Source organism: Fluviispira vulneris, assembly GCF_014281055.1.
In the GTDB taxonomy this organism is placed as follows: domain Bacteria; phylum Bdellovibrionota_B; class Oligoflexia; order Silvanigrellales; family Silvanigrellaceae; genus Silvanigrella; species Silvanigrella vulneris.
Window position 1 is genome coordinate 64,489 of record NZ_JACRSE010000002.1, and the last position, 26,157, is coordinate 90,645.

General features: G+C 32.8%; 16 protein-coding genes. 10 read left to right on the plus strand and 6 right to left on the minus strand.

The window, feature by feature from the left end; translation table 11 throughout:
* Positions 1 to 77: 77 nt before the first annotated feature.
* Positions 78 to 1,109 (minus strand): hypothetical protein, encoded by a 1,032-nt coding sequence (locus tag H7355_RS04165; protein WP_186645466.1) that lies wholly within the window; start codon positions 1,107 to 1,109, stop codon positions 78 to 80.
* A gap of 243 nt (positions 1,110 to 1,352) precedes the next feature.
* Here H7355_RS04165 and H7355_RS04170 point away from each other — a divergent pair, with 243 nt between their 5' ends.
* From H7355_RS04170 to H7355_RS04185, 4 genes are all read left to right on the plus strand, one after another.
* Entirely contained in the window at positions 1,353 to 1,652 is a 300-nt protein-coding gene (locus H7355_RS04170; protein WP_186645467.1) for a hypothetical protein, read from the plus strand.
* Entirely contained in the window at positions 1,652 to 4,930 is a 3,279-nt protein-coding gene (locus H7355_RS04175; RefSeq protein ID WP_186645468.1) for an aminotransferase class I/II-fold pyridoxal phosphate-dependent enzyme, read from the plus strand. The genes H7355_RS04170 and H7355_RS04175 overlap by 1 nt, the downstream gene beginning before the upstream one ends.
* Positions 4,930 to 6,900: an acetate--CoA ligase gene (gene acs / locus H7355_RS04180; RefSeq protein ID WP_186645469.1), complete on the plus strand. Its 1,971-nt coding sequence runs from the start codon at positions 4,930 to 4,932 to the stop codon at positions 6,898 to 6,900. Before H7355_RS04175 ends, acs begins: the two co-directional genes overlap by 1 nt.
* A 118-nt stretch (positions 6,901 to 7,018) precedes the next feature.
* On the plus strand, positions 7,019 to 8,047 hold the full coding sequence (locus tag H7355_RS04185) for a terpene synthase family protein (RefSeq protein WP_186645470.1): 1,029 nt from the start codon (positions 7,019 to 7,021) through the stop codon (positions 8,045 to 8,047).
* Here H7355_RS04185 and H7355_RS04190 read toward each other — a convergent pair.
* The gene (locus tag H7355_RS04190; RefSeq protein ID WP_186645471.1) at positions 7,975 to 9,090 is read right to left on the minus strand and encodes an ATP-binding response regulator; all 1,116 of its coding nucleotides are present in this window, start codon (positions 9,088 to 9,090) and stop codon (positions 7,975 to 7,977) included. The two genes, H7355_RS04185 and H7355_RS04190, sit on opposite strands and share 73 nt — an antisense overlap.
* A gap of 173 nt (positions 9,091 to 9,263) precedes the next feature.
* Here H7355_RS04190 and H7355_RS04195 point away from each other — a divergent pair, with 173 nt between their 5' ends.
* Both H7355_RS04195 and asnA read left to right on the plus strand, forming a co-directional pair.
* On the plus strand, positions 9,264 to 11,069 hold the full coding sequence (locus tag H7355_RS04195; protein ID WP_186645472.1) for a 7TM diverse intracellular signaling domain-containing protein: 1,806 nt from the start codon (positions 9,264 to 9,266) through the stop codon (positions 11,067 to 11,069).
* A gap of 353 nt (positions 11,070 to 11,422) precedes the next feature.
* Complete coding sequence (gene asnA / locus H7355_RS04200; protein WP_186645473.1) at positions 11,423 to 12,421, plus strand: aspartate--ammonia ligase; 999 nt, start codon at positions 11,423 to 11,425, stop codon at positions 12,419 to 12,421.
* A gap of 71 nt (positions 12,422 to 12,492) precedes the next feature.
* Here asnA and H7355_RS04205 read toward each other — a convergent pair whose 3' ends face one another.
* Complete coding sequence (locus tag H7355_RS04205) at positions 12,493 to 14,868, minus strand: helicase-related protein (protein ID WP_186645474.1); 2,376 nt, start codon at positions 14,866 to 14,868, stop codon at positions 12,493 to 12,495.
* Positions 14,869 to 14,971: 103 nt separating this feature from the next.
* On the opposite strand from H7355_RS04205, the gene secG reads away from it, so the two are divergent.
* Complete coding sequence (gene secG / locus H7355_RS04210) at positions 14,972 to 15,358, plus strand: preprotein translocase subunit SecG (protein WP_186645475.1); 387 nt, start codon at positions 14,972 to 14,974, stop codon at positions 15,356 to 15,358.
* 45 nt (positions 15,359 to 15,403) lie between these two features.
* Here secG and H7355_RS04215 read toward each other — a convergent pair whose 3' ends face one another.
* The 3 genes from H7355_RS04215 to H7355_RS04225 all read right to left on the minus strand — a co-directional run bounded on the left by H7355_RS04215 (position 15,404) and on the right by H7355_RS04225 (position 20,831).
* Complete coding sequence (locus tag H7355_RS04215; RefSeq protein ID WP_186645476.1) at positions 15,404 to 17,038, minus strand: SGNH/GDSL hydrolase family protein; 1,635 nt, start codon at positions 17,036 to 17,038, stop codon at positions 15,404 to 15,406.
* Positions 17,039 to 17,238: 200 nt separating this feature from the next.
* Positions 17,239 to 18,432 carry an acetyl-CoA C-acyltransferase gene (locus H7355_RS04220; protein WP_186645477.1) on the minus strand — a complete coding sequence of 398 codons (1,194 nt, stop codon included), beginning with the start codon at positions 18,430 to 18,432 and terminating at the stop codon, positions 17,239 to 17,241.
* A 23-nt stretch (positions 18,433 to 18,455) separates the two neighbouring features.
* Entirely contained in the window at positions 18,456 to 20,831 is a 2,376-nt protein-coding gene (locus H7355_RS04225) for a 3-hydroxyacyl-CoA dehydrogenase/enoyl-CoA hydratase family protein (protein WP_186645478.1), read from the minus strand.
* A gap of 98 nt (positions 20,832 to 20,929) precedes the next feature.
* Between H7355_RS04225 and H7355_RS04230 the strand changes: the two genes are divergently transcribed.
* The 3 genes from H7355_RS04230 (at position 20,930) to H7355_RS04240 (ending at position 25,873) form a co-directional block, all read left to right on the plus strand.
* A complete protein-coding gene (locus tag H7355_RS04230; RefSeq protein ID WP_186645479.1) occupies positions 20,930 to 21,988 on the plus strand; it encodes a glycosyltransferase family 9 protein in 1,059 nt (352 codons plus the stop codon).
* A gap of 213 nt (positions 21,989 to 22,201) precedes the next feature.
* Positions 22,202 to 25,195, plus strand: a complete 2,994-nt coding sequence (locus H7355_RS04235; protein WP_186645480.1) for a PAS domain-containing hybrid sensor histidine kinase/response regulator — start codon at positions 22,202 to 22,204, stop codon at positions 25,193 to 25,195.
* Between the two features lie 15 nt (positions 25,196 to 25,210).
* A complete protein-coding gene (locus H7355_RS04240; protein WP_186645481.1) occupies positions 25,211 to 25,873 on the plus strand; it encodes a response regulator in 663 nt (220 codons plus the stop codon).
* The last annotated feature ends 284 nt before the right edge of the window (positions 25,874 to 26,157 follow it).

Sequence of the window (26,157 nt, forward strand, 5' to 3'; positions counted from 1 at the left end):
GTTATAAAGTTTCGCAATATCGTAAAGTTAAAGGTTGTCATAACAGCGATACTCTTTCAAGTACAAGCTGTTTCTTCTTAAAATTGCCAGCTCGCAGCTATGTTGACATAGGGAGATATCCAGTTACGAGCCGGCAAGTCTGCATCAGCATTGGCTGATGTGTTCGTTGAGCTGAAGACTGAGGTTTGTACATCGAGACCAAGAGAGCATAGAAATGCATATCGTCCAGCTTTATCTCCTTGCTGTGATTCAAATGACGAAGTTCCTGCTACGCGAATGCCAAAGTTCTGTTCTTGCTTTTTAAGATTGATGTTATCGTAAACAAAATTTATATTGTTTTGAATATAGAACGGTTCTACATGCGCATAGACACGAATGGGTGCAATCAATCCCGTATCTTCTGAACCCCAATTTGCAACTTCAAGGTCACCCGGAAGAGAAATTTGATAAGTAGGATATTTTTGTGAAATTCTATAAAAATATCCAGCGGACTTTGAAAAATTTGCATGATTTGTTGAGCTTGTTAATATGCTGTTTGAATCCGTTGTTGTAGCGTTGTTTGCTTGGTAAGTCGCAAAAGAAATTCCAAATAAAAATACTGGAGTAATTTGCGCAGAATAATTGACTTTTAAAGAAATTCCTTGGTCAGCAATTGTATTTCCGTTGTTTGAATACGAAATGCGTCTATATCCAATTTGTGCATTCATAAAGCTTTTATTATCGACATCTCTTAATATTTGAAAACCGCCGAAGACATCAATAAGATAAAGATCTCCGCTTTCCCAATTGGGATCAAAGTATTGACGTAAAGGTGCATATGCCATGCCAAAAACATCTCCACCCAAAACGAGTCCTCTGGTCAAACCAAAAGTGCATTGATCATAACTGCAAAGAATTTCTGCTTCATCTGGGAAAGAAGAGGGAGCGAGCTTTTGCGCAGCTAAGGAACGTGGTGCGGATTTTAGGAGAGGGGTAATTGTTTTCGAATAAATTTTATCATTAGGGGTATAAACGGGGCGGCCATCGCTGTTGGATTGAGCAATTGCACTTGAACTGATTGCAAGTGTCAAACCTACTAGATTTATTTTATTAAAGGCAATTAATTTCATATTTTTTCCTTTTTATAATTTAACAGTTTCATGAAAATAACCGAAGTAGCCTTGCTAAGAAGCGGTTAGAAGAATCTTTGCAATCTTATACAGTGATTTTTATAGACTCTCAAATTTAAAGCTTAGAAACTAAGAAAAAATAAGGGTGCATAAGATAAACTCCTATTCTAATAAATTGATTGGTGTTTAAATTTATGTCATAATTGTAAAGTATCATTTAAATGTAGAGGAGATTTTAATAGCATGTTAATATCATTAGATTCCATTTTAAGTCTCAATATACCATATGATTTTGTTCCTTCATTTGTTTTTTTTTATTGGTTAGCAAGTGGTTTGATAATTCAAGCAATATTAATGTTTATAGATATTACCTTACCTCTTGGATTTTTTTCACACTCTAAAGGAACTGTTTTAACACGAAGAATTTTATACTTTGTAGCTGGTGGAGCAATTCTCCCTATGTTATTTTGTATCGTACCGCCTATTCTAATTGCCAGTTTTATTGGTAATTTTTGTGAAGAAAAATTTAATAGGAATAAGTAATGAAGTCAGTAAATGAAGAGCAAAAAAAAAATTGGAACTTTAATATCGATCAATTTCTACACAATTGTACTCTATCTTCTTCACATGCTTTTGAAGGATTAAAAAATCTTCTTCAATATTTGGAAGATCCACAAACTCGAGAAAAAGCAAGAGTTGCTCTGTCAGAATTAAATAAATATTTTTTAAAACTAGAATCAAGTCATGACGCAATAAGTAAATATTATTTTTCTATAGATAAATTAATAACAGATGGAGAAGAAAATAGTCCAAATAGTCTGTTACTTCTTCAATTACCAAGTATTTTTATTCCAGAAGATTGGTCATTTACCTTTTATGAGGGACTCACGCGCTATCCTATATCAGAATTTCATCACAGAACTTTAGCAGAATTAGGCTGTGGAAATGGTTGGATTACAATTGCTCTGGCAAAAAAATGTTTTCCCCAATTTATATATGGGTTAGATATCAATCCAAGAGCAATTGTCTGTGCCAAAATTAATTTATATTTAAACGGACTTGATGAAAGAGGCAAACCTTATATCGATTCTGAGGGCAAAACTCTTTTTGATCGAGTTCAATTTCAAGTTTCAGATTTATTAGAATATTGTTTAAGCAATCACATTCAACTTGATAAAGTGATAGGATGTATTCCACAAGTTTTAGCTCCAGACTCGCATTCATTGCCCAATATTATTCATGATAATGTTGAAGATGAATCTTTGTTTTCATTAAGTAATTACTGTTCAAAACAAGGCTATATAGAAGATCAATTTGGTTTGGGTCTCATAGCAAGAGCTGTCGAAGAGTCTTTAGAAATTATGAAACCCGCTGGTAAAATAATATTAAACTTAGGGGGTAGGCCTGGTAAAGCTGTGCTTGATCGTTTGTTAACTCGGCGTGGATTTAAAACATCTGTCGTTTGGAAAACAAAAATAGAACAAGCAGGAGATACTGATATATTACCATTAGTTGAAATAGAGCAAAGTACATCTCATCGCTTTGAGTTTTATATGGGTGCTAATTCTGAAGAATCCATTTCAGCTCGCACTGCATATATTTATGCAATGAATGGTGGGAATGTATTTCATTCACTGCAAGTTGTAGAAGCAGAAATGCGCGACAACTTAAAAATGAAAAAAATTCTCCGTCTTTTAAAAAAAGAAGATTATATAGCAGCTCGCAGTGGCTTTGATTTAACCTACTCGGATCGCTCTCTCGTAGATGAAAAAATATCATTTTTGGCAAAATTATCTGAAAAATTAAATAATGAAGATGCTATTGAATATCAGGATGTTCGCGGAGAAACTGGTTTTAGAAGACATATCGCTGAGTATTTTCGAACATATTGGCGTGTTCCAATAACTGCAAAGAGTGTTGTTATTGCTCCTTCACGTTATACTTTTGTAAAAAATATATTATCAATGTATAATGTTGAAAAAGCCTTAGTAGACAAAGATTTCTATCAAGATTTACCTGCAGAGTGGTTAGATCTTTCTACTCAAAAATCTAAAAATATGTTTATTTTGGAATCACCAAAACAAAGCGAATTACTTTGTAAATTAATTGTCAATTTTGAACCACAAGTGGTTATTTGTTCTATTTCAGAAGCGGAGTTAAGAAGTCAAGATTCTTTTAGAAGATTAATTGAAACTTCACAAAAATATGGAGTGAGGCTTTTTGTAGATTTTAGCAATGGTATGGAGTTATCGAGTGCTCCTTTGGTCAATGGAATATTTGAATATATTTCAGAACAAAAACTACCTATGCATGTTTCATTATTTTGTGGACTTATTCGAAATAGAATTTATTCCGATTTAGAAATTGCATTTTTAATAAGTGAAAATGAAACTCTCTTATCAGCTTTGTGTAATGTTGCCGAAATGACTTTCAGCCGAGCATCACTCATTATTCAAGAATACTATAACACAATTTTATTTGATTTACTTAACTTCCATGTCAGGAATACGAAACGTGAAAGAACTTATGTACCACGCTTGCCTCAGCCAGAGGGAATCCTATTTTTAGAAAAATTTAGGGGATTTTCAGACAATTGCAATCGATCCTTTCATCACCCTTCTATATTTTATTCTCATCCTGCTTTAGATAAAAATTCAGTCAGACTTGATTATGGTGAAAATGTTTATTCGTCACCAAACTTTTTAAAAGCTGCAATTTTTGAAGGATTTGTTAGACAAAATATTGCTCAACTTGAATTGCAAATGGAGCCAGAAATATTAAATTATATTAATTTTAAGTTCGATCTTGGAGATGCAAAAAATGAAAATATTGTTGTTGCCAATGGGGTTGCCCCACTTTTTTCTGGAATTTCTGAATATTGTGCATTAAATGATCATATCTTATTATTTCCTTCAGGATCCTATGGTTATTTTATTGCTTCTGCGCAGTTTTATGGAACAAATATATTGAGTTTTAAGACTTCTGTAAAAAATAATTTTAAAATTGATACAGGGGATTTAAGAGAAACTTTAATTCAGCAAAACAAAAAAGTTTGGATATTTTTAAATGCACCTGTGGTGAATCCTACTGGAGCAATTTACACACAAGATGAAATATTAGAAATTTTTAAAATTGCTGCTGAGTTTGATTCCGTCATTATTATGGACACTATTTTTTCTGGATTAGAATTTCAAGCAGATTATAATAAATATAGTATTTCTAGAATTATAATGCAAATTGAAAAAGATTTTGGAAAGGATAAATTATCATTTATTTTATTAGGCGGGGTTTCTAAAGAACTTGCAGCAGGAGGATTGAGAGTTGGCTATGGCTATGGAAATAAACTATTTTTACAAACAGCATTAAGAAAGGGGATAACAAATTCTTTGCCAATGAATATTAAGTATGCAATCAAAAGAATTTTTAAAACATTAAATTTACAAAGTGAGCATGTAAAAAATCATTTTGCAAAGCAAAGATCATTTCTTGAAAAAAGAGCTACACGTTTAAGCAGTGTATTACAGCAAACGGGTTGGAAGCCTTTGTCATCAAATGGTGGGTTATTTTTAATTGCAAAACCTGAAAATATAATAGGCAAAAATATTTTAATTAAAAAAGAAAATATAGAAACTAAAACTGCTATTAATGGTAAAAATATTCATGAAATATTATTTAATTCAACAGGACTTCTAATAAATGGTGCGGATTGGATTGAAGTCCCTGAATATTGTCGATTTGTTCTTTCTGTGTCTGATTATGAATTCGATAGTGCAATTGAAAAATTAAAATTATTTTGGAGTTTAATTGCTATGGAGGAATAATGTCTAAGAGTGACAATCAAAAACCATCTATTGAGAATTTGCTACATGAAAATAGAAAATTTAAGCCTCAGAAGAAATTATTTTCTAATTATTTTTTGCAGGATATGTCGCATTATTTGAAATTATATAAAAATTCAATCAAAAATCCTGAGGCATTTTGGGCTAAAATGGCTCTAGAACATTTAGATTTTTTTAATAAATGGAAAAAAATTTTTGAATGGAAAGATTATAAGGCCCAATGGTTTTTAGGTGCTTCTTTAAATGCTTCTTATAATTGTGTAGATCGGCATGTACAAACAGACAGAAAAAATAAAGCTGCCCTTATATGGGAAGGGGAGCCAGGAGAAACTCGCACTTTAACATATTTACAGCTTTTACTAGAGGTCTCGAAATGTGCAAATATGTTAAAAGGAATTGGTTTGCATAAAGGGGATAAAGTTGCAATTTATATGCCGCTTATTCCTGAAGCTGTCATTGCAATGTTAGCCTGCACAAGAATTGGAGTTGTGCATACAGTTGTGTTTGGCGGATTTAGCAGTTCATCTTTACGAGATCGGATAATTGACTCCAATTGTAAAGTACTTATTACTGCAGATGGAGGCTTTCGCAAAGGTTCTGCAGTGAAAATGAAAGAAATGGCCGATGAAGCTCTGAAAGAAACTCCATCAATAAAAAATGTTATTGTTGTTAAAAGAACTAACGAAAAAATAAATATGTTACCTAAACGAGATATTTGGTGGCATGAACTTGCAATGAATTATTCTGATTCTTGTGTTGCAGAAAAATTACCCTCGGAGCATCCTTTATTTATATTATATACCAGTGGGACGACTGGTAAGCCAAAAGGATTATTGCATACCACAGCTGGATATTTATTGGGAGTTACCTTAACAGCTAAATATTTATTTGATCTTAAAGAAACAGATATTTATTGGTGCACTGCTGATGTTGGTTGGGTCACAGGGCACAGCTATCTCGTTTATGGTCCTCTCAGTTGCGGTGCAACAGTTTTTATGTATGAAGGCGCTCCTATTTATCCTGAACCAGATCGCTTTTGGAAAATGATAGCAAAGCATAAAATCACTATTCTCTATACTGCACCTACTGCTATACGGTCATTTATTCGTTTAGGTAGGGAACTACCACAAAAACATGATTTATCGAGTTTAAGATTGCTCGGGACCGTTGGCGAGCCAATCAACCCCGAAGCGTGGATATGGTACTACGAGGTTATTGGTCGAAAAAAATGCCCGATTGTTGATACCTGGTGGCAAACAGAAACGGGTGCAGCTATGATTGCCCCTTTTTCTGGAGTGACACCGACGAAACCTGGCAGCGCGACACTGCCTATGTTTGGTATTGAGCCCATAATTCTTAATAAAGATGGAAGTCCTGCTAAGAAAAAAGATGGAGGGTTTTTATGCATCAAAAAGCCTTGGCCCTACATGGCACGCACAATTTATGGTGATCATGAACGTTATAAAAAAACTTATTGGCAAGAAATTGAGGGAGTCTATTTTACTGGGGATGGTGCTCACCAAGACAAAGATGGTTATTTCTGGATAATGGGCCGGGTTGACGACGTGATCAACGTCAGTGGGCACAGACTTGGGACAATGGAAATTGAAAGTGCAGCGGTAGAGCATCCTTTGGTTGCAGAATGTGCAGTCGTTGGCCGCCCCGATGCAATTAAGGGACAAGGTATTGTTGCTTTTATAACTCTAAAAAAATCAGCAAATATAACTCCCATGCTTAAGGAAGAGATAGCAAAATTCATCATTAAGCAAATAGGAGCTCTCGCACGACCAGATGAAATTCGTTTTAGTGATTCTTTACCCAAAACTCGTAGCGGTAAAATAATGCGAAGACTACTTAGAGAGCTTGCAACAACGGGTGATATAAAAGGTGACACAACGACGCTTGAAGATTTTTCAGTATTGGAAAAATTAAGAGAAAAAGATGAAGATTAGGTATATTATGCCTTTGAGTGATTTTTAACACATCGTGCAATTAATTCTTAGATTCTAACTCTATAAACCTATAATATTTCCGAAATAATTAATTGATATTAATTGTTAAGGAGGTTTAATGAAGATTAATACTGAAAAATTAATTAAAAATGCAAGAGAAAAACTTAATTATCCATTCCCCCATTTAATCAATCCATTTTTGGAATCTGCTGAAAATCCCTCAATCAATTGGCTTAAGGAATATAATTTAATTGAGAATAAAGTTGAATATGATAAAGCTGTTGCATTGCGAGCTTGGGTCGTCGTTTCCTATGCATATCCAAATGCTTCTTTTGAAATGCTGACACTTTTTGCAGACTGGATCAATTGGATTTTCTTAGCAGATGATGAATATGATGAACAACTTTTAGGACAAGATCCGATTAAGATATCAAAGGTTCTTGGAGCATATTTTAATATTATTTGTTTTAAGGAAACAGACTATAATAATAAAATAACAATCGCCCTCAAAAATTTAATGGCTAGATTAAAAGAAAAATCTAATCCTCGCTGGCTTGCTCAATATCAAAAAAGTATGGAACAATATTTTGAAGGATGCTTAAAAGAGTCTTTTTATAGAGCTGCAAAAGAGGTTCCAAATCTAATTGATTATTTAAAATTGAGACTTTTATCTGTCGGAATGTATTCTTTTTTTGATATGATTGAACTAACTATGAGTGGAGAACTTCCTCAATATTTTAAAATTTCGCCTGAATATTTTTTATTTAGAGATATGGCATCAAACGTTTGTGGTTGGGCAAATGATATTTATTCATTTCCTAAAGAATTTCGGCATGGTGAACCCTGTAATTTATTAACTTCACTGATGTCGCATGAATTGATTTCTTTTGAAAAAGCTTTTGAAAAAACTGTTGATTTGCATAATCAAGAAATCAATCAATTCATAGAACTTGAAAAAAGGGTTATAGCGGAAATTATAGATGAAAAGGAAATGCAACTTGTGCAAGAATGGATCGACGGATTAAAAAATTGGATGGTCGGGGCTTGGTGTTGGACACTTGAGTCAGGTCGTTATCAAGTTGATTTAAACGATGCGACAAATCGTGTATTTTTTGAAGACTCATCGAGTGAGAGAGTTCCTTCGTGAGCTTCAAGAATTCTTTTACTTAGACTCAAGCCTACTCCTGTACCTTTTCCTCTATCTTTGGTTGTAAAAAATGGATCCATAATACGATTTCTTACATTTTCAGGAACCCCACATCCAGAGTCAGTAAATGCGATTTCAATATTATGACCATTTTTACAAACGTCGATATGAATCCACTTATCTGGCGACTCAATTGAGGAAAGAGCATCGCAGGAATTTTGTAGCAAGTTTAAAAAAACCTGCATAATTTGTTCTGGAAAGCATTTAATATAAATATCATTATCGCAATTTATAATATATTTTATCATGCCTAATTTAAGATTCTCTTCAAGTAAATCAATTGAACTTTGAATAATAGACATGAGACAAACATTTTCTTTTTCGTCCTCAGAATGGTTTTTTCTTGCAAGCATTTTCATACTTTTAACTATACGATAGGTCATAAGAGCGTGCGCATGTATTTTTTCTGAGATTTGAATCATTTTTGCATATTTATCGTTTTCGTCATTTTCTTTTTCCAAATATTTTTTGAGAACGTAAGAGGAGGTTGTTATGTATGAAATATGATTATTGATATTATGTGAAATACCTGTTGAAAGTTCAGCAAGTAAGGTCAATTGGGCATTTTCTGAAGTTTTTATCTCATTAATTTTCTTCTGTTCTTCTATTTGACCATGTTCTTCTTTAATCTTAGAAAATTTTTTAATCCCTCCTAAAATATCCTTCATTTGGAATGGTTTTTTGAAGAGTGCATCCACACCCAGATCGTAGGCTGTTCCAATTGTAACATCAGAATAAGCAGTCATATAAAAGATCACTGGGTTATAATCCTTATTTTCCTTAATCTGTTGAATAAATTGAACTCCATCGCATTTTGGCATTTTAATGTCGGAAATTATAATATTAGGGAAGTGTTCTTGACAGATTTTAATACCCTCAAGGCCATTCTGAGCGCTGTAAGTTGTATATCCTTCATTGCGGAAATGCATTTCAAGGTAAGTACATATCATCTCTTCATCATCAACTATAAGAATGGATGTCATATAACTTCCTTATATTAAAAGAAAAAGAGATGAGGTTTCACTCTTTTTTGATTAATCTCTCTTCTTTTCGGAAGATTTAAAGCTAAATAAAGATGATTTTTATAAAAATATCTTAATTTATTTAATATTATTACGAAAATATATAAAGCATATATTCTATCAAAGGCTTATGAATGAATATTGATATAGAATCAATTCTTCAAGTTTTAAGCAATCCATATTTAAATCCAGATATGGAAAAATTTATTTGGATTTTTATTGGCATAACTTTTACTGTTGCCATTTATTCTTTTAATCTTTTTATTGTTATGAAAGATTATAATTACTTAAATTATTTTCTACATATATTGTCTATCAATTATATAAATTTTTCTATAACTGGTTTTGGTGAAAGATATATCTGGTTTAATTACCCTGATTTTACGAAATTAAGTTTACTTTTGTCCCATGGATTAAGTGTGATTTCAGTTATTGTTTTTACAGATTATTTTCTGAACTTAAAAAAGAATAGTAAATTAATTCATAATTTTTTTAAATACTATCTCATTCTTCCTGTAAGTATGATGATAGTAAGTTTTGTTAATTTTAATTTATCTCTAATATTTATACCTTTTATGGGTATTTCACTTTCATTGGCTCTCATTTATATTCCAATTGTTGCAATAAAATATAAATTACCTGGTTCTGTCTTTTATTTATTATCTATGTTTTCTATCTGCACGGGAGGGGTGCTTTATTCTATGCAACTCTTAGGTGCTTTTGAAGGAAACATATTTGTTAAGTGTTCATTGCAAATTGGGGCAATAATTGAAGCGCTCTTTCTTTCATTTGCATTGACAGCAAGAGTGCGAGCTTTACAAAAAGAAAAAGAATTTATTGCAAAACAATCTGCAATACAGTCGAAAAAAATACAAGAATTGGTTGAAGTTAGTTTTGATTGTTACTGGGAAACAGATAAAAAAGGGTATTTTAGATATTTATCTGAGAATATCTATGAACAACTTGGATATGGTAAACGAGAAAAAGTCATAAAAAAACCTGAGGATTTATTTGCAGAAGGTGCACCATCAGAACTTAAAGATATATTTATAGAATCTATTAATGCTAAAAACCCTTTTCGTGAAATCGAAATTTTAACCCAGACAAAAGAGGGTAAGTATCTATGGTTGAAGGCAAATGGCACAGTAAAATTAAATGAAAAAAATGAATTTGATGGATTTATTGGTGCATTTATAAATGCGACTGAATCTAAAAATAAGCAATATGAGGAGTATATTTCAACCAATACTAAAAGTCTTGCGCGCGTTGCAGGTGCGATAGCGCATGAAATAAATAATCCTCTAGCTTTTTTACAACTCTGTATAGATTTAATGATGTTTAAAAATCCAGTAAAAAATGCGAATAATGAAAGTGAAAAAACTTTTATAGACAATTTAAATAAGATGCGAAATAGTACGATCAGGATTTCAGAAATAATCAGTAAGATTCAGAAAATGGTAGTTGATGAAGCGAGTGTTATGCCTGGAAAGCATTTACTTTCTGAGTCTGTAAATGAAGCGCTCAAATTTTGTGATGGAGAATTAACTGCAAACAAAATAAAATGCGAATTTAAAACTCCTAAATTTGAGAAAGAAATTTATACTAAAAAAGATGATATTACCAATGCAATTATTCATATTTTGCAAAACTCAATTGAAGCATTAACTGAATCCATAAATCCGGTGATAAAGATTACATTAGAAGAAATAGTAGAAGAGAAAGAAATGGTATTAACAATATATGATAGTGGGAAAGGTATACCAATTTCATTGCGTTCTAGCATTTTTGAACCCTTTTTTACTACAAAAGAATTCAAAAATTTGGGCTTAGGGCTGTCTCAAGCTATGAATTATATTGAAAGAAGTGGTGGGTCATTGACTCTGGACCCTCTTTCAAAAGAAACCAAATTTATCATAAAATTCAAAATCCCGAACAGTTAGGCAATTTTAATAGTAAAGTGCTTGACAGAAGTACATTCTTCTTTTATGACAAGAGAGCCTCATTTTTTTTCGAGGTAAAACTGTGACCTATAAAGGTAATTGCAATGAAACATTTTAAAATTAAATTAAAACGAGATTGTGTAAGCACTTTAAAATCTTGTTCTTTTACAAACTTCATCCCTTCTGTTTCTTCATTAAATTGCAATTCTAATAATAATCAAATCAATTCTAATAATAATTAATTTAAAATTTATTTAAAAATATTTATAAAAATTTAATTGAATAAAATATATTTATTCACATTAATATCTGTGTGACTTAATTAAAACAATTTTTTTATTTGAGGTGTTTCTATGTCTCTTAGTGTTATTTCGTGCTCAAAATCTCCTTTTTCTGCTGTTGAACTTAAAAAAACAGAAAAGCAAATTCATTTTCTGAAGACTTTTTTCGCAGAAACTCTTGCTGAGACATTACATTTGTCTAAAGTTTCTTCACCACTTTTTGTAGAAGCAGGTACAGGAATTAACGATGATTTAAACGGTGTAGAAGCTCCCGCTTCATTCTATATTCCAGAATATAGCCCAACAAAAAGAATTGAAGTTGTACAGTCTCTTGCAAAATGGAAAAGAATGATGCTTAAACATTATGAATTTTCTGTGGGAGAAGGCCTTTATACAGATATGCGAGCTATTCGTCCTCAAGATGTAATAGATGCAACACACTCTGCATATGTGGATCAATGGGACTGGGAATTATGTATTGCAAAAGAACAGCGTACTCTCGCTTTTCTTAAAGAAACAGTGAAAAAAATATATACAAGTATCAAACAAACTGAAGCACGTTTTGCAGCGGTTTTTCAAGATACTAAGCCTATATTACCAGAAGAAATTACTTTTATTCATACTGAAGAACTTGAAGAAATGTACCCAACTTTGAGTGCAAAACAGAGAGAACATGAAATATGTAAAAAACACGGTGCCGTTTTCTTAATTGGCATTGGTGGTGCTTTAAAAAGTGGTTTACCCCATGATGGGCGTGCACCTGATTATGATGATTGGACAACACCATCCACCGAGAAGTTCAAAGGTCTGAATGGCGATATTTTAGTTTGGCATCCCGTTTTAGAAACTGCATTCGAGCTTTCTTCTATGGGAATTCGTGTCGATATTGAGGCATTACAAAAACAATTAAAAATAACAGGTCAAGAAGAACGTTCTAAACTTTTATTTCATTCAATGTTGTTACAAGGAGAGTTACCATTTTCATTGGGAGGCGGAATTGGTCAATCGCGTCTTATGATGTTTTTACTTAGAAAAAGTCACATATCTCAAGTACAAGCAGCGGTATTTTAATCATTATTAAAATAACGAAAAAGGGGAGATAAAAAAGTAAATTTTATCTCCCCTTTTTTTTAACTAGAAAATTAGTGATCATTCTTTTCTAATTCATTTTGCTTTTCGTTCGGTTTTTTAAGAATTTTAAACCGATCTAACATAAGCGAAAGGGTTGGAAGGTTCTGTTGAATATTTGTTGCAAGTGAATCTTTAGCAGCTTGTGCAGCAGACTGAACAGCATCTTGAACCAAAGTAACAGCAATTTCAAACAGACCAGCACGTTTTGGCATCGATTGGGATTTTCCAGTGAACTTTTCATTGCGCTTATCTGAAGCTGATTTAGCTGCCATTTTAGCTGCATTGATAGCTTCTTTTGCTCGTTCATCGCGACGAATGTATTTGTCATTCGAACGATTTTGGCTGTCAAAGGAGCCTTTACGTTGTTCAAAGCCTTTTTGTTGTGGAGCTGTGAATTGAGGTTTCTGTTGGCTCGTTTGAGATAGATTTTCATCTCTCTTTTCAGGTGCTTTACGAGGCTGTAATTTAAGCCCTTCTGTGCTTTGTCCTGCTTGAGCTGCACTTTGTTGTAAATCAACTGATGAAGCCGTTGTAGGAGCAGTTTGAGCAGCAGTTTGAGCAGCAATTTGAGCAGATTTTTGTGAGAAGCTCACAGTTTCAAAACGTTCAATTGGTTTTGTTACTGCTGGACGAGTTGAAACGTCTCTATTTGTTTGAACAGTAGGAGCTTCTTCCTTAGCTGTGCGTTCGTTTTCATATACGACACCAATTCTCTTCACTTTTCCGTCTGCTTCCAGAGGATAATCCGAAGTGTCTTTAATATTGAAGTAATTTTTATCGGGTTGAGCGATATGAATTTTAAACCCAAGTGAATCTTCAATTGCTCCCATGTTGTACCCATAATCTTCACAAATAAAGGAAACCGATATTGGGTTTTTAGATGCTTCTATCCGACAGAGGCGATCGACAAATGTTTTCGGTGAGTCGGGTAGATCGAAATTGTAAATGCAATTGAGTTTTTGAATGCCTAAACTCTTGGAAATACAATCGGTTGCAACGATAATTTGCACTTCGTTTTGTTTGATTGAGTTCAGTAAAGCGATCTTTTTTTGCTGACTCAATTGGTTTGTAATGAGCTCAACTTTAATTCCGTTCCCATGCAATTTATAAGCAATCCATTCTGCTACAGGTTTCGTATTTGCAAAAACCACAGCACAATTTGGTTTGTGATTCTTTAAATGGCCCAAAAGAACTTGAAATTTTTGCGTCGCTGATAGTGCATGAGCAAATTGTTTAGGTGAACGTTCTTTAATTTGTGATGGGATCAAAGATACATATTCTGGATCTTCAAGGAATTTGAATGCAATTTCTCTTACGCTCGGTGTATTTTCGTTAGCAATAATAATTTTCTGTGTTCTTTCTTGTGGGAGAGAAGACAAAATTTTCTCTAAATCATCTGAAATATTTTCATTGGCAAAACTGTTTGTCGCCATCATAAGACAGAGACCGACGTTTGATATTTTTAAGAAGTTTAGATCTTTTGCTTTAGTGAGCATTTTTGGGGTAGCAACCAGCACATCGAGTTCTTTGCTCAAAATTTCACTTAGATTTTCATCTGCTTGATTTTCATTGAGCTTTAAAAATGAAATGCCTAGTTGTGCAAAAATCACTTTGCTTGCAGCAAAAATTTCGTCAACCTTCTTTTGTGAAGGGCAAATAAACAATACGGAAGGCAACTGAGGAGAGCCTTTTGGCAAACTTTCTGCAAGAATTTTGCTCGCAGCAGTTACGACTCCTATGATATAGCCGTCGCTTTCCTCGAGTTTGGTTAAGAGGAGATCGGAACCTCGCAAGGCTGCAGGGAGTGCGTTTTGCATGGTTTCTGAAGGCTCTGATATTCCTAATTTTTTTATAGCTTCTATGATAGAATCATTTGCTATAAGGCTTTCAAAGCGAACTTTCTTTTTTTCTTCAGATAAAGATGAAGGTAATGTGTATTTAGGAGCCTGCGTTTTTTCAGGCACGAGTATTTGTGTTTTACTCTCTACCCTCTTTTGCGCTGGTTCTTTAATTAACTCTACTTCAATCTTTTTAAGCTCTTTTGGGTTCTCTGCCTCAATTTTTTCAATATCTGAAAAAAGTGTTTGAACAGGTAGTTCAATAACTTTTTTAACCTGAGATTTTGCCTTTTTGGCAGTTTTGGCCGGAGTTTTTACTTTTACGGCTTTCTCTTTCTTTTCTGAAACAGTTTTTGCTTTTGGAGAAGTCGCTTTTTTAGGAGCTGCTTTTTCCACTTTTGCACGAGAACTTGATGTTTTCTTCTGCTTTTGAAGAGATGACTCTGCCTTTGGAGTTACTTTCTTCGACCTTATTCCAGAGGACTTTGGTTTCACTGTTGCTTCGACTTTAGATTCTGAAACTTCTTTTTTTTTGGTCATGCGCGTCATTTAATAAACCCACTTGGTGAATCGAACTTGAGAATTCTTCATTGCTGTGCAATACATTTCTATCTTGAGCAGGCATGCAGCCTTCTACATTGAGGATACTAAGATGATTTCAACACTTCTGACAACTCTTTTAATCATAGATGCTTTAGTTTTGATAGTTCTTATCATTGTTTTGCAGCAGGGCAACGAAGGTGGCCTTGGTGGAGCCTTCGGTGGTGGGAACTCAGCAGGTTTTTTTGGGGCAACAGGGGGCGTAAAACTCATTGTAAGAGCCACTTGGGTTTGTGGGATTCTCTTTTTTGTTTTAGCAATGTCATCATCTTGGATAAGAACAAGTAACAAATATGAACTCAATAAGCTCTTAGAAAAGTCTTTGACAGCTCCAAGCGTTCCAACTGAGGTGCCAACAGCAAAAACGGAACCTATTTTGCCTACACCGCAACCGCTCGAAGAAAAATCTCAAAAAGTGCCAGCAAATCCTGCAAAATAGAATGAAGACCTCAGAATTATATGCTTTAGAGGTCTTTTTTCCCCATCAATTGTACTTAGCTTTTAAAATTTCTAAACAATAATTTTTATAGTTTTCAAGAGAAGGCAGCTCTTTGGGTATCAATCCTTTGTCTTCAAGGCCTTTTCTTGCCATAAAGCTGATCCAGCAGTGTGCATAGCTGCTTGGATGTGGGTTATTCCAGAAAATGGTTGTAGGGCTTATTTTATCGAGCCCATCATATTCGCTTTCATTTTGCTTATGACAAGAATTTTTTAAAGCAAAAGAATTTGCACTGTAGTCGCTTTTAGTCAGTGCTTTTGCTGCTCCAATATAGCCACCTGTATAGCATTCTTCTTGAATAAATTTATTTGTTCCAGGAATTGGATATTTTGAATTTAAAAGTTGCACACCATAGTTAAAATCACTTCCATCAATAATGCTTTTACCATCAATGAAAGCATTAAAACCTTTAAAAATATCAATGAAAGTTATATCTATTTCTTTATTGATTATTTCAATGTCTTTAATTTTTGAGCTTAAATATTTATTATGACTTTCTATGACTTTTGTTATCTTTTTTGAGAACGAAATTTTATTAGCTTCATCAGTAGGATTATCAAGATCTTTTATTTTATAGCGTGCATCTAAAACAACTGGTGTTCTCCCAAAATCAGGAAGATTAATTATTAAGAAATGCCGAGCGCCTTGATTATAAAGTAAATTTATTTGTTCGATAACATCTTCAACAGAGCGTTTGTAAACAGTGTTTGATCCTCCAATATTATTTGGGTTATCAAAAAACTCTTGAGTCAAAATTGGACTTTCAAGTTTTGATATATAATCATTTGCACCAATCCAAATAACGTAAAGGATATCATTAGGGTTACTTATTTCTGGAGATTTAGCCTGATAGGAGTCTTGGGTTAAATATTTATTCAAGTAATTATTTATATAATCTTTTGAACTGCCTGTGACAAAGTTTCTACCAAGAGAAGACATATAGTTTTTCAAGTTTTTAAAATAAAAATCGTTTGTCCCATCAGATTTTGCTCCGCCATATGCAAAATTTAAAACAGGATATTTAGGGCCTTTATTGGGTTGCATATCTGCAAGAAAGTCAATCCAATTGTAAAAATCAGTAAAGCGGCCAAAAAAACCAGGATAACCAGGCATATATTTTGTCCAGCGCTTTAAATTCCCCGTGTCTGATAAACTATCACCAAATAAAACAATTTGTTTAATTCGTGCAAAGTTATTATTATCCTTTAAAAAGCGAATTGGATATTCGAATCCATCAAAATTTGAAGTGGCCGCTTTGAAATCTAAAAGCTTATATGTACTTTTACTAGGCCACAAGAAAGTTCCTTTTTTGACAGCGTTTTGGCAGTATTGGATGGCATTTGTGCGTGATAAAGTGTCTTCAATAAAAAAACCATCTATCACGGAACCGTTTAGTTTTACATATTGATTATCATTATTTAAAGCCCAAAAATAGTTCGTATTTGCCCCGATATAAAGTTTACTAGGAGTCATAAGAGAAGAGTTTTTATTATATGGTCCTTTGTCAGAATCATAATAATAGCATGCAATATAAAATGAACTCGCAAAGGAGAGGCAAGAATAATAAAATAATGAAATTATAAATAATAATTTCAAAATGCGAAGAGAAAATAAAAACATAATTTATCTCCAAAACATCTATACTTAAACTCTTTTTTACGAGTCAAAATTGCAAAAATCATATACATTTTTGCAATTTGCATGGCGTATAAATGAATCGGATTAAATTAAAAAAAATAAATTTGTTTTTATAAAAGAAAGATTAAATTATAAAAAAAATCCCCCGATTGGGGGAGTCTTAATTATCTGAAAAGATAGCACTAAACCATTTCTATTAAACCAGCAGCACCCATACCTGTCCCTATACACATAGTGACCATACCGTATTTCTTTTTATGTCTTCTCATACCATTGACAATGGTTGCTGTGCGGATTGCACCTGTTGCTCCGAGCGGATGGCCAAGAGCTATGGCCCCTCCGAGGGGATTCACTTTTTGGGGATCGAGTCCTAAATCATTAATAACGGCAAGGCTTTGGGCAGCAAAAGCTTCATTTAATTCAAACCAGTCAATTTGATTTTGTTTAATTCCTGCTTGTTTTAAGACTTTGGGTATAGCTTCTTTTGGACCAATACCCATAATTTCGGGGGGGACTCCGGCAACTGCAAAACTGACAAAACGTGCAAGGGGCGTAAGATTGTATTTTTTAATTGCTTTTTCGCTGGCTAAGAGAATAGCTGCAGCTCCATCACTCATTTGTGAACTATTTCCGGCTGTTACACTGCCTCGTGCTGCGAAAACGGGCTTAAGCTTAGCCAGTGCTTCAAGAGTGGAATCGGAGCGTGGTCCTTCATCGTTGACGATTAGTTTATTTTGTCGAATGATTTCGCCAACAGCACCTGGTGAGTTTTCAAAAACTTGGTAAGGGAGGATTTCATCTTTAAATTCACCATTTTTGATAGCTTCGCTGGCTCTTCTATGACTTTCCAAAGCAAATTGGTCTTGCGCTTCCCGAGTGATTTTCCATTTATCAGCGACTTTTTCGGCTGTGATGCCCATTCCGTATGCGATTCCTACATTTTCATCCGTAAAAAAACTTGGATTCATAACAACCTTATGACCCATCATTGGAATGAGACTCATGCTTTCTGTGCCCGATGCAATCATAAGATCGGCTTCACCCAATTTAATTCTATCAGCTGCCATTGCAACAGCTTGAATACCTGAAGAACAAAATCGATTTATTGTCATTCCTGGCACAACATTTGGTAGACCTGCTAAAAGTAAAGAAATACGGGCAACGTTCATTCCTTGCTCAGCTTCTGGCATTGCGCAACCTGTAATCACATCGCCAATTTCTGCAAGGTTTAAATTTGGAAATTTCTGAATAATTCCTTTTAGACAATGTGCGAGTAAATCATCTGGTCTTGTTGTTTTGAAAAAACCTCGAGGCGCTTTTCCTACAGGAGTTCTTATTGCTGCACATATATAAGCTTCTTGAATTTGTTTTGACATATTTGACTCCTTTAAAGAGATAATTAATTTCTAAGAGGTTTACCATTTTCCAGCATATATTTAATACGCTGTTGTGTCTTTTCTGTTCTTAATAATTCCATAAAGAATCTAAATTCTAATTCAAGGAGCCATTCATCTGTAACAATGTTACCTTGATCAATGTCGCCACCGCCTAAAATTGTTGCTACATATGAGCCAATTTTATGGTCATGTTCTGAGATAAATCCTCCTGCAAGCATATTCACAAGAGCTGCTTTAAATGTTGCTGTTCCGCCTTTACCTGTTACGAGAATGTCTTTTGTTTTGAGGGGTGGACGATAGCCAGCTTCATATAAAGATTTAACTTCTTGAGTTGCTACATACAAAAGTTCATTTGGATTAAAAACGATTGTATCGGATGGACGGAGATACCCCAATTCCTTTGCATCTTCAGCGCTGCGGGATACTTTTGCCATTGCAATATTTTCAAAGTATTTTTGTAAAAATGGAAAAATATTTCCACCTTTAGCTTCTTTTGCTGCCCGGAGTGTGAATTCTTTACAGCCTCCGCCTGCCGGTAAGAGCCCCACGCCCACTTCAACAAGCCCCATATAAGTTTCAAGTGCAGCTACAGCCTTGCTACAGTGCATGACAAATTCACAGCCTCCACCCAGTGCAAGTCCTTGAACAGCGGCCACGGTGGGAACGAGCGAGTGTTTTAAAGCCATTGATGCATCTTGAAAGCGTTTCACCATTGTTTCTAATGTGTTAAAATCATTTTCTTTTAGTGCTTGTGTGACTTGTGCAAGATTTGCTCCAGCACTAAAGGGAGCTTCTGTTTGCCAAAGGACAAGGCCTTTGAATTTTTCTTCAGCAATTTTTACGGATTTTATCACGCCCTCAAGTACGTCTGAACCGATGGCGTGCATTTTACTTTTGAAAGACAAAATCGAAACTTCGTTGTCTTTTGTCCAGAGTCGAACTCCATCATTTTCATAGACAGTTTCACCATAAGTGGCTTTTTCGCCCAGAACTCTTTCTGGATAAAATTGACGTTCATAAACAGGAAGCTCTCTCCTAGGTTCTTTCTTTTTCGTGCTGGGTGAATAGCTCCCATCGGGGAAGTGAACTTCGCTCCGTCCATCAGTCACCCAAGCAGGCAATGGAGTTTTGGCCACAGTTTTTCCAGCGGCTATGTCCTCATTTATAGCGTCGGTAATAAACTTCCAACCAGCTGCTTGCCATGTTTCAAACGGTCCCATTGCCCAACCGTAGCCCCAGCGGACAGCTAAGTCGAGATCGCGTGCATTATCAGCAATCTCTTCGAGTTGAACAGCACAATAGTGAAATAAATCTCGGAAAATAGCCCATAAAAATTGTGCCTGTGGGTTTTGTGAGTTTTTCAATTGCTTAAATTTTTCACTAGGGTCTTTTAATTTTAATATAGCTGCAACGTCAGAATCGACTTCAGGTTTGCTCAATCTATATTCTTGTGCTTTGAGATCGAGTACATGAATCTCTTTACCTACTTTTCTAAAAACTCCTCCTCCGGCTTTTTGTCCGACAGCTCCTTTAGAAATAAGAGCTTGAATCCAGGTAGGCACATTAAAAATGGAATGCCATGGGTCGCTTGGAAGTGTGTCGGACATGGTTTTTATCACGTGGGCGAGTGTGTCGATCCCAACCACGTCAAGTGTTCTGTAAGTCGCACTTTTTGCTCTACCAATAGATGTACCTGTGAGAGCGTCGACCACATCAAAGCCCAATGAGAACTTTTCAGTGTGGTGCATAGTGGCCAACATGGAAAATACACCAATTCTATTGGCAATAAAGTTAGGAGTGTCTTTTGCCCGTATCACTCCTTTGCCGAGAACGGTGGTCAAAAATTCTTCCAAATTGTCCATGGTTTTTAAATTTGTATTTTTTTGTGGAATAATTTCAACGAGAGTCATGTATCTCGGTGGGTTAAAAAAGTGAATTCCACAAAAGTTTTTTCTTAATTCTGCTGGAAGAACCTCTGCAAGCGAATTGATCGACAAACCAGACGTGTTGGTTGCAAAAATAGCATGTGCAGCAATTTTTCCACTGACTTTTGTATAAAGATCTTTTTTCCAATCCATTCTTTCACTAATAGCTTCAATAATTAAATCACAGTCAGAAAGTTTATCGAGATCATGCTCGTAATTTGCGGGTGTGATATAATTAGCTTTAGATTTAACCGAAAAGGGTGTGGGTTCTAGTTTTTGTAAAAATGCGAGAGATTTCAGTACGATTCCATTTGAATTTCCATCTTTAGCAGGAAGGTCGAATAAGACCACTTCGACATTGGCATTTGCCAAATGCGCTGCAATTTGTGCACCCATAACACCTGAACCTAAGACAGCAACCTTGCGGACGAGATACCGATTGTGACTTGCCATTTTTCACTCCATATACGAGAACAAATATTAGAAAATAATTTCAGAAAGCGCCTAAGTGTATTTCTTTAACTTAGGTTTGACAACAGGGAGCAATATAGATGGCAAAGTACTTAGTTTTGAAACTAAGAGCAATGGGTGATACGGTTATTCTATCATCAGTCATTGAGTGCATAAAAAAAAATGATAAAAATGCTATGGTTGACGTTTTTGTAGAATCGGATTGGAAAGCTGTATTTATAAATAATTTGTCTGTAAAAAATATATTTTTATTTAAAAGATTTAATTCAAAAATAATGAATTTTTTATATACAAAAATTTATCTTGTCTGCAAATTCTTATTTTATTTTAGAACAAAAAATTATGATTATGTCATCAATTGTAATGCAAGTAATACGAGTTCACTTTTGTCATTTCTGACTGGTGCAAAAAAAAGAGCGAATCATTTTCACAGTGCTCGTCGAAAAAATAAATATTCTACTGTTATCATTCCAGATAAAGGAAAACATAAATCATCGATTGAAAGAGATCTAGACACTTTAGTTGGTTTTGGATTTTCTATAGAAAACTGCGCAAAAACAAAAATATATATAGATGAAAAAGAAAAACTTTGGGCTATAAGTTTTCTCAAAAGTAAATTAACAAATATTGAAAAACCTATACTTATGCTTGGAATTGGTGCAGGACGGAGAACAAAAATTTGGCCACCCGAATATTTTGCAAAAATTGCAGAGTATTGGATTGAGAAAAAAAATGGGGCAGTTGTTGCTATCACATCATATGTTGATAAAGAAATTATTGCTGAATTATTAAAAACCTTACCAGTAAAATACCATCCCGATTTTATGCATACGAGTGAATGCAGTTTAAGGGAGCGATTTTGCATCCTTTCAAGAGCGAATATTTTTCTTGGCAATGATTCTGGCTTAAAGCATGCAGCTATCGCTATGGGAGTAAAAACTTACACGCTGTTTGGGCCTGAATCACCTATAGAATGGCATCCATATTGTAAAGAGCAGCATCCAATCTTTTTTATAGAAAATCTACTTTGTAGGACTGCGACAGGGCGTAGCTGTTCCATTGAAAAATGTGAAGTTGAAAATAACAAATGCTTAACTCATTTATACCCTGAAGATGTATTCAAAAGTTTAACAATTTGATATTATAGGGTTTAATACCATTTTGACAGCAAATTTAAAGATAATTTAAGTCAGAAAAATCTCATTGAAACATTTCTTTATAAAATTATAATTAGAGTAAACAGAGCAATCGGAATTTATCTATTTTATTTATAAATTCTAATTAATTATTATATTAATTTTTGAAATAACGTTAATTGAATTAAATATTTTACTTTTTAAAATGGGGTATAAATGCTATTAAGGAAATCCATAGAATATTATGTGAAAAATAATTCTTTGAATTCGTATGTTATTATATCAATTCTTTTTTTTCTTTTTACTATTATTTCGACTTCATTTTATTATTTTAATAAGTCATTTAATTATAGATATTATGAAGATTTATTAAATGAGAGAAAATCTATTATTTTTCTTAAGGAAATTCAAGTAAACTTAGATGCATATAATGCAATCCATTCGGATTTAAAAGTACCTACGAATTCAGAAAAAGTTCTCTCTTTAGAACAAAAAGCTGTTGAGCCTTTTCTGCAAAACGAGAATTGTTTCTTTTTGAATTCAAAAATTTCAAATTCTAATATAGTAATTAGCAAAAATAATGTAGAAATTTATAGAAAAAATGTAAAACAATGTTTAGACTATATAGATGAAGTTTATGATCAAAACGTAATTAAATTTAAGGAAAATTCTCGGAATATATACTATATAGAAATTGTACTCATTTTCATTTTTTTCTCTTTGCTAGTATCATTTGTAATGTATGGTTATTTTATAACTAATACATTAGATAAATTAATTAAAAATAAACTTCTATTTTCAAAAATTGATCTTACAGTTGCAAATTCTGAAAGCTTAAGTCATGCTATAGAAAAAATTATGAAGATTATTGCAATTCGTATGGGATTTAAAATGGGAATTTATTGGGAGATGAATGAAAATAATCTTGTATATAAAGGAATTTATTCTAAAAAAATAGAATTAAAAAAATTCATACTTGAAAATAAATTAAATCTGATAGAAAGGATGAATGTTCCTAAAATATACGATGGAGAAAATAATATAAAAAGTGATGAAAACATAATTGGCAATAAACTTTACTCAAATTTTTCTATAAGAAGAAGAATATTAATTCCTCTCATGTATGATGGAAAATATTATGGGTTATATGAATTTTTTGGAAAAAACTATATTGGAGTATTCCAGGAAGTTAATTTAAGCTTATACCATAAAATTTCTAATTATTTAGGTAGACTATTTTACAAAAATAATTCTTCAGTGGAATTGAGTGAAACAAGAAATCTTTTGGAACAGCAAAGGTTTGCTCTAGATGCTTCAGCCATTGTGGCAATAACAGACATTAAAGGAACTATTAAGTATGTAAATGATAAATTCTGTGAAATATCAGGTTATTCACGTGAGGAATTAATTGGCTTTAATCATAGAAAAATAAATTCAGGATTTCATTCTAAAGAATTTTTCAAAGATCTTTGGAAGACAATATTGTCAGGAAAAGTATGGCATTCTGAAGTTAGAAATAAAAGAAAAAATGGATTATTTTATTGGGTAGATTCAACTATTGTTCCTATCTTTAATGCAGAGAATAGAATTATTCAATTTATTGCAATAAGATTTGATATTACTCAAAAAAAGGAAATGGAAGAAGGTCTATTTAAAGCAAAGGAAGAAGCTGAAAACTTAGCGAGATCAAAAGGATGGTTTATATCGACCATGAGCCATGAAATTAGAACTCCTTTAAATGTTATTTTAGGTATGGTAAATTTATTAAGTGATGAAATAAAAAATGAAAAGTCTAAAAAATATTTTGAAGTTATAAATATCACTGGTAATAATTTGATTACAATTTTGAATGATATTTTAGATTTTTCAAAACTTGATGATCATAAATTAGAGCTTGAAAAAATATCATTTAATTTAAATGATACAATTCAAGAGTGTGTATCCATGTTTGGAATAAAAGCTCAGGAAAAGAATTTAATTTTAAACACTGATATTGATGAAAATTTGCCAAAATGGATTCTTGGTGATCCAGTTAGAGTCAAACAAGTACTCATTAATTTATTGAGCAACGCTATTAAATTTACTGATAAGGGCTCAATTGTTGTTCAAACGAGAGTTTTAGTAGAAGAACAAAATTCTTACCTTATTAAAATTTCAGTTATTGACACTGGGATTGGTTTGAAGCCTGAATCACTCAATAAAATTTTCTTTTCCTTTTCGCAAGCAGATGGATCTACCAATCGAAAATATGGGGGAACAGGATTAGGGCTTGCTATATGTAAAGGTATTAGCAAGGCAATGGGAGGAGATATTTTTGTTAAATCCTCCTATGGCGAGGGATCGACTTTCTCATTTGCATTTAAAGCAATTGCTGGAGAACCTACTCAAATAGTACAAAAAGAGCCGTATATAGATTCAAAGATGGCGATTAAATTTCCACTCAATATATTAGTAGCAGATGATAGTGTAAATAACCAATTTATAATGTGTAAATTTCTAGAAAAATTGGGCTATACTCCTGACATTGCAAATAATGGCAATGAAGTATTACAAATTGTAAATTCAAAAAAATATGATGTTATTTTTATGGATTGCTATATGCCAGAATTAAATGGTTTCGAAACAACACAAAAAATTTATCAAACATATCAAAAAAAGAATTTACCTTGGATTATTGCTTTGACTGCAAATGTAAGTAATGAGGATCAGATTAAGTGCAAGGAAACTGGTATGCATGATTTTATTGGTAAACCATTTAATATGGAAAGAATTATTGAATCATTAAATCGTCTCATTTCTAATAGAGAAATATCAGAAAATATTGAAGACGATAGCAATTTTAATGATATTAGTTTAGAAAATTATTTTATTGCTCTTGATAAGGACAAAATATTGACTCACTTTTCAGATGATTGGCAGATTTTGTCGAGATATATAGAATTATTTTTTGTCTATTTTCCAAAAATGATTATCTCTATAGATGAATCAATTGAAAGAAAAGAATCTAAAAACATAGAGATTACAACTCATAAATTAAAAGGAAACGTGGGAAGTTTCTTTGTGAATGATATTGTAAATGATTTACAAATTCTTGAAGATATGGGTCGTAATGAAGACTATAAAGGTGCAAAAAAACTTTTTATTAAGGTGAAAGGCAAATTAAATGCGCTTTTGCTTGCTTTAAAAAATTTATTAGAAACAAAAACTTAACATTAGAAAGACATTATGCAAAATTCAAATAATTTGAAAAAAATTTTAGTTATAGATGATAGTGAATTAGATGCTTTTTTTATAGATGAAGGATTAAAAAATAAAAATTTTCAATGTTTTATACTTGAAAAAACCGAATTAGTTATGCAAACTATTGAAGATAATTCAATTGACATTATTTTATTAGATATACTTATGCCAAATTCAGATGGGAATGATATTTTAAAGAAAATCAGAGAAAAATATAATAAATTTGAATTGCCAGTTATAATGATTACATCCTTAAATGATCATAAAAATTTAGACAAATCTATAAAGCAAGGCGCGAATGATTATATAACAAAGCCCTTTCATATAGATATAGCTATAGCTAGAATAAATAACCAAATTGTTTTAAGTGATCTATATAAAGAGAATTTACAAAAAAAAGAAATTGAAACGATTAACTCAATAATTATAACTTATAATCATGAAATAAATAATTCACTTGCAATTGCTATGCTCGCTTTAAATCGTATAGAAAATAAATTAGATGAAGATGATTTACAATTATTTTCTAAAGCTAAAAATGCGCTTAAGAGAATTGAGGATACTTTGAAAAAAATTAATGAAATTGAAAATAAAGGTATATCTTGGGAAGTCTATGCACAGGATAAGAGAAATAAAATATTGAAATAAAACATAATATTTAATCTTAGTTATACTACCATGTTATCTTAAAAATACAATAAATAATTTTATAAATTTTAAAGTTAATCATAATATCTTGAATGGATAATTTAGTTAATCATAATATCTTGAATGGATAATTTAGTTAAGCTTAATCTTCGGTTCTTTTATAATTTTAAGCTACCAAAAAAATAATGTTAATTAAATAAACTCAAAAAAATCAGTACCTTGACAGTGGTAAATGAATAATTTAAATATGAGAAGTTGAAAGTTGTTTTCAACGCCTTATTAAA

What these genes read in the sequence shown, in the direction of transcription:
- secG (WP_186645475.1), top strand. Translation starts at nt 14,972, where the DNA reads ATGATTTCAACACTTCTGACAACTCTTTTAATCATAGATGCTTTAGTT.
- H7355_RS04195 (WP_186645472.1), top strand. Translation starts at nt 9,264, where the DNA reads ATGAATATTGATATAGAATCAATTCTTCAAGTTTTAAGCAATCCATAT.
- H7355_RS04235 (WP_186645480.1), top strand. Translation starts at nt 22,202, where the DNA reads ATGCTATTAAGGAAATCCATAGAATATTATGTGAAAAATAATTCTTTG.
- H7355_RS04170 (WP_186645467.1), top strand. Translation starts at nt 1,353, where the DNA reads ATGTTAATATCATTAGATTCCATTTTAAGTCTCAATATACCATATGAT.
- H7355_RS04220 (WP_186645477.1), bottom strand. Translation starts at nt 18,432, where the DNA reads ATGTCAAAACAAATTCAAGAAGCTTATATATGTGCAGCAATAAGAACT.
- H7355_RS04190 (WP_186645471.1), bottom strand. Translation starts at nt 9,090, where the DNA reads ATGACATCCATTCTTATAGTTGATGATGAAGAGATGATATGTACTTAC.
- H7355_RS04205 (WP_186645474.1), bottom strand. Translation starts at nt 14,868, where the DNA reads ATGACGCGCATGACCAAAAAAAAAGAAGTTTCAGAATCTAAAGTCGAA.
- H7355_RS04175 (WP_186645468.1), top strand. Translation starts at nt 1,652, where the DNA reads ATGAAGTCAGTAAATGAAGAGCAAAAAAAAAATTGGAACTTTAATATC.
- acs (WP_186645469.1), top strand. Translation starts at nt 4,930, where the DNA reads ATGTCTAAGAGTGACAATCAAAAACCATCTATTGAGAATTTGCTACAT.
- H7355_RS04225 (WP_186645478.1), bottom strand. Translation starts at nt 20,831, where the DNA reads ATGGCAAGTCACAATCGGTATCTCGTCCGCAAGGTTGCTGTCTTAGGT.
- H7355_RS04185 (WP_186645470.1), top strand. Translation starts at nt 7,019, where the DNA reads ATGAAGATTAATACTGAAAAATTAATTAAAAATGCAAGAGAAAAACTT.
- H7355_RS04230 (WP_186645479.1), top strand. Translation starts at nt 20,930, where the DNA reads ATGGCAAAGTACTTAGTTTTGAAACTAAGAGCAATGGGTGATACGGTT.
- H7355_RS04165 (WP_186645466.1), bottom strand. Translation starts at nt 1,109, where the DNA reads ATGAAATTAATTGCCTTTAATAAAATAAATCTAGTAGGTTTGACACTT.
- H7355_RS04215 (WP_186645476.1), bottom strand. Translation starts at nt 17,038, where the DNA reads ATGTTTTTATTTTCTCTTCGCATTTTGAAATTATTATTTATAATTTCA.
- H7355_RS04240 (WP_186645481.1), top strand. Translation starts at nt 25,211, where the DNA reads ATGCAAAATTCAAATAATTTGAAAAAAATTTTAGTTATAGATGATAGT.
- asnA (WP_186645473.1), top strand. Translation starts at nt 11,423, where the DNA reads ATGTCTCTTAGTGTTATTTCGTGCTCAAAATCTCCTTTTTCTGCTGTT.